This window comes from Ornithinimicrobium sp. (assembly GCF_051004135.1).
In the GTDB taxonomy this organism is placed as follows: domain Bacteria; phylum Actinomycetota; class Actinomycetes; order Actinomycetales; family Dermatophilaceae; genus Ornithinicoccus.
This window is the reverse complement of the sequence record NZ_JBPCKQ010000115.1, coordinates 1-7,400: the sequence shown is the minus strand read 5'-3', so window position 1 is coordinate 7,400 and position 7,400 is coordinate 1. Positions and strand designations below refer to the sequence as shown.

Annotated in this window: 7 protein-coding genes; all 7 read left to right on the top strand. The window is 70.1% G+C overall.

Features of this window, described 5'->3' with window-relative positions; translation table 11 throughout:
- Positions 1–175 precede the first annotated feature (175 nt).
- Complete coding sequence (locus tag ACR2FV_RS07320) at positions 176–820, top strand: GAF and ANTAR domain-containing protein (RefSeq protein ID WP_434015034.1); 645 nt, start codon at positions 176–178, stop codon at positions 818–820.
- A gap of 345 nt (positions 821–1,165) precedes the next feature.
- Positions 1,166–1,708 carry an arginine repressor gene (locus tag ACR2FV_RS07315; RefSeq protein ID WP_434015033.1) on the top strand — a complete coding sequence of 181 codons (543 nt, stop codon included), beginning with the start codon at positions 1,166–1,168 and terminating at the stop codon, positions 1,706–1,708.
- Positions 1,709–1,799: 91 nt separating this feature from the next.
- Positions 1,800–3,014 carry an argininosuccinate synthase gene (locus ACR2FV_RS07310; protein WP_434015032.1) on the top strand — a complete coding sequence of 405 codons (1,215 nt, stop codon included), beginning with the start codon at positions 1,800–1,802 and terminating at the stop codon, positions 3,012–3,014.
- A 63-nt stretch (positions 3,015–3,077) separates the two neighbouring features.
- Positions 3,078–4,499, top strand: coding sequence for an argininosuccinate lyase (gene argH / locus ACR2FV_RS07305; protein ID WP_434015031.1), 1,422 nt, complete (start codon positions 3,078–3,080; stop codon positions 4,497–4,499).
- A 29-nt stretch (positions 4,500–4,528) separates the two neighbouring features.
- On the top strand, positions 4,529–4,939 hold the full coding sequence (locus ACR2FV_RS07300; RefSeq protein WP_434015030.1) for a hypothetical protein: 411 nt from the start codon (positions 4,529–4,531) through the stop codon (positions 4,937–4,939).
- Positions 4,940–5,605 carry a DNA-3-methyladenine glycosylase gene (locus ACR2FV_RS07295; protein WP_434015029.1) on the top strand — a complete coding sequence of 222 codons (666 nt, stop codon included), beginning with the start codon at positions 4,940–4,942 and terminating at the stop codon, positions 5,603–5,605. It abuts the gene before it with no gap.
- Positions 5,606–5,670: 65 nt separating this feature from the next.
- Positions 5,671–6,957 carry a tyrosine--tRNA ligase gene (gene tyrS, locus ACR2FV_RS07290; protein WP_434015028.1) on the top strand — a complete coding sequence of 429 codons (1,287 nt, stop codon included), beginning with the start codon at positions 5,671–5,673 and terminating at the stop codon, positions 6,955–6,957.
- Positions 6,958–7,400: the final 443 nt, after the last annotated feature.

Genomic DNA, 7,400 nt, shown 5'->3' with positions numbered 1-7,400 from the left:
AGGCGTCCATCGAATTCGCCCTGCACTGGTCCAGGTGGCGCCGACGTCATCAAGCCGACGCCCGCCCCGCTCACATCCGACGCCATCTCCGCCTACAAATGATCATGATCTAGCCCTGTAGTACTAGCCGGAATGGCTTGTGCGGCGCTGGTTCAGCCTCGCCGGCCGACTGGTCATGCCGTATGACGTGGACGACACGCTGCAGGAGCTGGCCGAGCGTGCCACCGCGATGCTGGGCATCTGCGGCAGCGCCGTGTCCCTGGCGACGGGCGACCGGCTGGCGTTCGCCACGGCGGTGCCCGAGACGGTCGCGGCTCTGGAGCACGCCCAGGCGAAGGCCCAGGAGGGCCCGTGCGTGCAGGCCTACCGCACCGGGGAGGTGGTGGCCATCCCCGACCTGGCACGGATGACCGAGGGGTGGGACGCCTACCGCGCGACGGCCGCCGAGCTGGGGATCGGTGCCGTCGCGGGCATCCCGATGCGCCTGGACGGCACGGCCGTTGGCGCTCTGAACCTCTATGCCGCGGGGGCCCGGGACTGGAGCGAGGAGGACCTGCGCGCAGTGCACGTCCTGGCCGACATGTGCACCGGCCTGCTGGTCAACTCCTCGCGGCTGCAGCGGCAGCAACAGCTGACCGAGCAGCTGCAACATGCACTGGACTCACGCGTGGTGATCGAGCAGGCCAAGGGGATCGTCGCGCAGGTGCACAACGAGGATGTCGGGCAGGCCTTCGAGCGGATCCGGCGACACGCCCGCAACAACCACGTCGGGTTGCGCTCGGTGGCCTCAGCGATCGTGGACCTCGGCTTGCGTCTGTGAGCTCGCCCCACCTTCTCCGGTCGCCACCGTCCCTTGCTCGGCATCTGGCGCTGCGAGCAGCAACGCCCGGACCGGTCCGAGGAGGCGATGGTGCACCGTCGTGACACCCGGTGACCCATCGGTCTGCGCGCTGAGATGGTCAGCAGCCCGGGGGGCTTCCTCCCGTAGCGGCACCATCAACACGACGGCCGCCGACGTTCGGGCGGCACAGTCACGCGACGATCTCACCGGGTCCAGGGGAGAAACTCCGAGAAGGGTAGCCCGCCCGAGGCGCCCCGCGCCCCGAGCGGACCAGAAGCCGAGTGTCGATGGATATTCATGCAGAGGGATGTATAGTTCTGCTGCGTGACGACGACCGAGCTAGCGACGGGGGCCATCCCGACGACGCGTGCTGCCCGGCACCAGCGGATCGCTGACGTGCTGGAGCGGCACGCTGTCGGCTCGCAGGCCGACCTGCTCACCCTGCTGGCCAGGGACGGCATCAGCGTCACTCAGGCCACCCTCTCGCGCGACCTGCTCGAGCTCGGTGCCGTCAAGATCCGGCAGGGGCCCGGGCTGGGACTGGTGTATGCCGTGCCCGCCCAGGGTGGCGACCCGACACCCCGTCCGGCCGTGGACGGCGCCGAGGTCTCGGCGCGGCTGACCCGGCTGTGCGCTGAGCTGCTGGTCAGCGCCGCGCACAGCGGCAACCAGGTGATCCTGCGCACGCCACCGGGCGCGGCGCAGTACCTCGCCTCGGCCATCGACCGCAGCGACACGGCCGACGTGCTGGGCACCATCGCCGGCGACGACACCATCCTGGTCATCGCCGCCGACCCCCAGGGTGCCGCCGCCGTGGCCGCGGACCTGCTCTCGCTGGCCCGGGTCGACTCGCATGAGCGACGCTGAGCCGGGCCCGGCCGACCGCACCGACACTGAGCCGAGCCCGGCGCCCACGACATACCCCTCACCACCAGCACCGAACCAAGGAGCTTCTGACATGACCAACCGCATCGTCCTCGCCTACTCCGGCGGCCTGGACACCTCCGTGGCCATCGGCTGGATCGCCGAGGCGACCGGAGCCGAGGTGGTCGCCGTGGCCGTCGACGTCGGCCAGGGCGGGGAGGACCTGGAGGTCATCCGCAAGCGGGCCCTGGCCTGCGGCGCCGTCGAGGCCTATGTCGCGGATGCCCGCGAGGAGTTCGCCGACGAGTACTGCCTGCCCGCGCTCAAGGCCAACGCGCTCTACATGGACCGCTACCCGCTGGTCTCCGCGCTGTCCCGCCCGGTCATCGTCAAGCACCTGGTCACCGCCGCGAGGGAGTTCGGCGCGACCACCGTCTCGCACGGGTGCACCGGCAAGGGCAACGACCAGGTGCGCTTCGAGGCCGGCATCCTGTCCCTCGCGCCCGACCTGACCTGCATCGCCCCGGTCCGCGACCTTGCCCTGACCCGCGACAAGGCGATCGACTTCGCCCACGCCAACGACCTGCCGATCGAGACCACCAAGTCCAACCCCTACTCCATCGACCAGAACGTCTGGGGCCGCGCCGTCGAGACCGGCTTCCTTGAGGACATCTGGAACGCGCCGATCGAGGACATCTACTCCTACACCTCCGACCCCGCCGCCGCGCACGAGGCGGACGAGGTGACCATCACGTTCGAGACCGGCGCGCCGGTGGCGATCGACGGGCAGCCGGTGAGCATGCTCGAGGCGATCGAGCAGCTCAACCGCCGCGCCGGAGCCGTCGGCGTCGGCCGGCTGGACCTGGTCGAGGACCGGCTGGTCGGCATCAAGAGCCGCGAGGTCTACGAGGCGCCGGGCGCGATCGCGCTGATCACCGCCCACCAGGAGCTGGAGAACGTCACCGTGGAGCGCGAGCTGGCCCGCTTCAAGAAGGGCGTCGACCAGCGCTGGGGCGAGCTGACCTACGACGGGCTGTGGTTCTCCCCGCTGCACCGCGCGCTGGACACGTTCGTCGACGCGAGCCAGGAGCACGTGTCCGGCGAGGTGCGGATGACGCTGCAGGGGGGCCGGGCGACGATCACCGGCCGTCGCTCGCCGGTCGGCCTCTACGACTACGGGATGGCGACCTATGACGAGCAGGACACCTTTGACCAGTCGCTTGCCAAGGGCTTCATCGAGCTATGGGCGCTACCCGCCAAGATGGCATCGGCCCGGGACCTGCGAGCCGCCGACCAGAGCGGGTCGTGAGGGACCGGTGCGACGGGGCGATCGGCATACCCAGCACAATGCCGCTATGACTGCGAGACGCTCATGACGGCGAGCCTGTGGGGGGGACGATTCTCCGGCGGACCGAGCCAGGCCCTGGCTGCCCTGTCACAGAGCACACACTTCGACTGGCGGCTGGCGCCCTACGACATCGCCGGGTCGCGGGCCCACGCCCGCGTGCTGCACCAGGCCGGCCTGCTCAGCGAGGAGGATCTCGACACGATGCTGGCCGGGCTGGCCACCCTGCTCGCCGACGTGCGCTCGGGTGCCTTCGCGCCGCAGCCGGCAGATGAGGACGTGCACACCGCGCTGGAGCGCGGGCTGATCGAGCGGGTCGGCCCCGACGTGGGCGGTCGGCTGCGCGCCGGTCGGTCCCGCAACGACCAGGTCGCCACGCAGTTCCGGATGTATCTGCGGGACGAGGCCAGGGCGCTCGGCGGGTTGGTGCTCGACGTGGTGCAGGCGTTGGTCGACCAGGCCGATCGACACGCAGAGGTGGCCATGCCCGGCCGCACGCACCTGCAGCACGCGCAGCCGGTGCTGCTGGCCCACCACCTGCAGGCCCACGCCTGGCCGCTGCTGCGCGACGTGGACCGGCTGGTCGACTGGGACCGGCGCGCCGCCTGGTCGCCCTACGGCAGCGGGGCGCTGGCCGGGTCCTCGCTCGGGCTGGACCCCGAAGCGATCGCCGGTGACCTGGGTATGCAGGGTGCGGTCGAGAACTCGATCGACGGGACGGCGAGTCGGGACTTCGCGGCGGAGTTCTCGTTCGTGACCGCGATGATCGCCGTCGACCTGTCCCGGGTCAGCGAGGAGATCATCCTGTGGGCGACCGCCGAGTTCGGCTTCGTGACCCTCGACGACGCCTTCTCGACCGGCTCGAGCATCATGCCGCAGAAGAAGAACCCGGACGTCGCCGAGCTCGCCCGTGGGAAGGCCGGACGGCTGATCGGGGACCTGACCGGGCTGCTGGCCACGCTGAAGGGGCTGCCGCTGGCCTACAACCGTGACCTGCAGGAGGACAAGGAGCCGGTCTTCGACGCGGTCGACACGTTGGGGGTGTTGCTGCCGGCCGTGGCCGGGATGGTCTCGACGCTGGTCTTCCACCGCGACCGGATGGCGGAGCTGGCGCCGCAGGGCTTCTCGCTGGCCACCGACGTGGCGGAGTGGCTGGTGCGCGAAGGGGTGCCGTTCCGGGTGGCGCACGAGGTGGCGGGTGCGTGCGTGCAGGCCTGCGAGGGCCGCGGGATCGGTCTGGAGGAGCTGAGCGACGGCGACCTGGCCTCGATCAGCGAGCACCTGACCCCTGAGGTGCGGTCCGTGCTGAGCGTGCCCGGGTCGTTGGCCTCGCGGGACTCCTTCGGCGGGACAGCTCCGGCCCGGGTGGCCGAGCAGCGGGCCCACCTGCTCAAGCGGTTGGCCGTGGCCCGCCGGTGGATCGAAGTGACACCGTCCGTGCGTGACTAGCGACACGGCGGGTCACTATCGTGCTCACCATGAGCGCGAGCCCTAGCCCGAGGCAGGCAGCACCGGTCGACGGCGTGCCCGTGTGGTCAGCTGTGGCCGTGGTGCTGTTGGCGCCTGCCGTGGCCTGGTTGCTGTGGGTGTCCTGGTCCGGCGCGGAGGCCGCCGACGCCACCGCCATCGCCTGGTTCCTGACGGTCGCGGCCGGATGTGTGCTCGCCGGGGCGCTGGCCCGACCCCACCGGTGGATCTTCGTCGGGCTCTGGGTGCTCGCCGACGTGGCTGCACTGGTGACCCTGTATCTGTGGTGGTCCAGCTCGGATGTCACGGGCCTGTTCATGATCGGGATCCTCCTGTCGGTGATCCCGATCGTCGTCGTCACGCCGCTCCTGCTGCTGGCCGGAACACGGCTCGGGGTTGTGCGCGGAGATGGTGCTCGATAGGTGGAGCCGGACGGTGCGGCGGCCGATCTGCAGGGCGCTCCCTGGCCCAGGGCGCTTTTCGCGGATCCCGCGCTGGAGGTGGCGCCCAGGCTGCTCGGAGCGGTCGTGTGGCACGGACCCGTCGGGGTGCGGCTGACGGAGGTCGAGGCGTATGCCGGCGGCGAGGATCCCGGGTCGCACGCCCATCGTGGACCCACCCCTCGCGCAGCAGTGATGTTCGGCCCGGCAGGACACGCCTACGTCTACTTCTCCTACGGCATGCACCACTGCCTCAACGTGGTCTGCGGCCGCGACGGCGTCGCGGGGGCGGTGCTGCTGCGCGCCGGCGAGGTGGTCGCGGGGGAGAACGGGGCGCGGGCGCGCCGCGACGCAGGCCGGTCGCTCACCCATCCTGCCCGCGACCTGGCGCGGGGTCCGGCTCGGCTGACGCAGGGACTGGGTGTGGATCTGAGGCACAACGGCATGGACCTGTGCGCGGCGGGGGCGACGGTGCACGTCCGGCAGGGCTCGGCCCCCGCGGCGTCCCGGATCCGGACCGGACCACGAGTTGGGGTGAGCGGCCCCGGTGGCGACGGAACGGCATACCCCTGGCGGTTCTGGATCGAGGGAGAGTCGAGCGTGTCCGCCTACCGGCCGGGCCGGGTTGTCGCTCCCCGGCCGCGATGAGGCAGGCTGGCCCCGGGTCGCGGGCCGCCTCGCCCCGCACGCGACGAGACGAGGAGCACGAGATCGTGAGCAACACCGTCCTGGAGGATCTGCAGTGGCGTGGCCTGGTCGCGCAGACGACCGACGAGACGGACCTGCGCACGGCCCTGGCAGCGGGGCCGCTCACGGTCTACTGCGGCTTCGACCCGACGGCGCCGTCGCTGCACTTCGGCAACCTGGTGCAGCTCGTCGTGCTGCGCCATCTGCAGCGAGCCGGCCATCGGGTGATCTGCCTGGTGGGGGGTTCCACCGGCCTGATCGGTGACCCCAAGCCGACGTCCGAGCGGATCCTGAAGACCAAGGAGCACACGGCTGCCAACGTCGCGCGCATCCAGGACCTGGTGCGCCCCTTCCTGGACTTCGATGGTGTCAACCCCGCGGTGATGGTCAACAACCTCGACTGGACGGCGCCGATCAGCGCGCTCGACTTCCTGCGCGACATCGGCAAGCACTTCCGGGTCAACCAGATGATCCGCAAGGACGCGGTCGCCGCCCGGCTGGCCAGTCAGGAGGGCATCTCCTACACCGAGTTCAGCTACCAGATCCTGCAGGCCCTGGACTACCTGCACCTGTACCGCGAGTTCGGCTGCACCCTGCAGACCGGGGGGACCGACCAGTGGGGCAACCTCACCGCAGGGGTCGACCTCGTGCACCGGGCCGAGGGCGCGACCGTGCACGCGCTCACCACGCCTCTGCTGGTGGACAGCGGCGGAGCGAAGCTGGGCAAGTCGGAGGGCAACGCGGTCTGGCTGAGCGCGGAGCTGACGAGTCCGTACGCCTTCTACCAGTACTGGATCAACGTGGAGGACGCCTCGGTGGTCAGCCTCGCGAAGATCTTCACTGGTCTGGGGTCGGCCGAGATCGCTGACCTAGAGGACTCCGTGACCGAGCGCCCGCACCTGCGGGAGGCCCACCGAGCACTGGCTCGGGAGGTGACCACCCTGGTGCACGGTGTGGCCGCAACGGAGCAGGTGGAGGCGGCCAGCCGGGTCCTGTTCGGCAAAGGTGACCCGGCCATGTTGGACGCGCAGACCCTGTCGGACGCGACCGCCGAGCTGCCCCACGCAGACCTCGCGCCCGGTGCCACCGTCGTCGAGGGACTGGTCGCGACGGGACTGGCCGAGAGCCGGGGTGCGGCTCGCCGTCTCCTCCAGGAGGGAGGCGTGTCGGTCAACAATGAGCGCGCAGACGTCGAGGCGCAGCTCACGGCGAACACCTTCATCCACGACCGCGTGGCGCTCCTCAAACGCGGGAAGCGGCACTTGGCGGTGGTGCGGGCCAGCTCCGCGGGCGGTGCGCCGCAAGCCCCGTGACCAGGCAGTTTGCTGACGGGCCACCGGGGCGTCTAAGGTTTCGAACCGTCAGCCCGACAGGGAGGCACGGACACCGAGCAGACATGATCTGCACGCTGGCCGGTCCCGGGGCCTGACACCCTCGTCGCACACGGTGGCCGTACTCATGAGTTGCTTTGACTCGGGTGTCCCGGTGCCGCTAGCATGATGAGGTTGCCCCGGACAACAGCAGCGCTCACAAGGCGTCGTCAGTTGGTGTGCGTGTGATTCTTGAGAACTCAACAGCGTGTCAAAAATTGATGCCATAGTTTGTTTGCCTGGCTTCTGTGTGTCCTGTTCTCTTTTGTGGGTGGGGTGTGTGGTGGTCGGGTTGATTGTTTGTTGGGTTTTGGACCCTTTTGTAGGGATTTTTTTCTACGGAGAGTTTGATCCTGGCTCAGGACGAACGCTGGCGGCGTGCTTAA

Excerpts from the sequence above, each read along its gene's own strand:
- ACR2FV_RS07320 (WP_434015034.1), top strand. The coding sequence starts at position 176 with ATGCCGTATGACGTGGACGACACGCTGCAGGAGCTGGCCGAGCGTGCC.
- argH (WP_434015031.1), top strand. The coding sequence starts at position 3,078 with ATGACGGCGAGCCTGTGGGGGGGACGATTCTCCGGCGGACCGAGCCAG.
- ACR2FV_RS07310 (WP_434015032.1), top strand. The coding sequence starts at position 1,800 with ATGACCAACCGCATCGTCCTCGCCTACTCCGGCGGCCTGGACACCTCC.
- ACR2FV_RS07300 (WP_434015030.1), top strand. The coding sequence starts at position 4,529 with ATGAGCGCGAGCCCTAGCCCGAGGCAGGCAGCACCGGTCGACGGCGTG.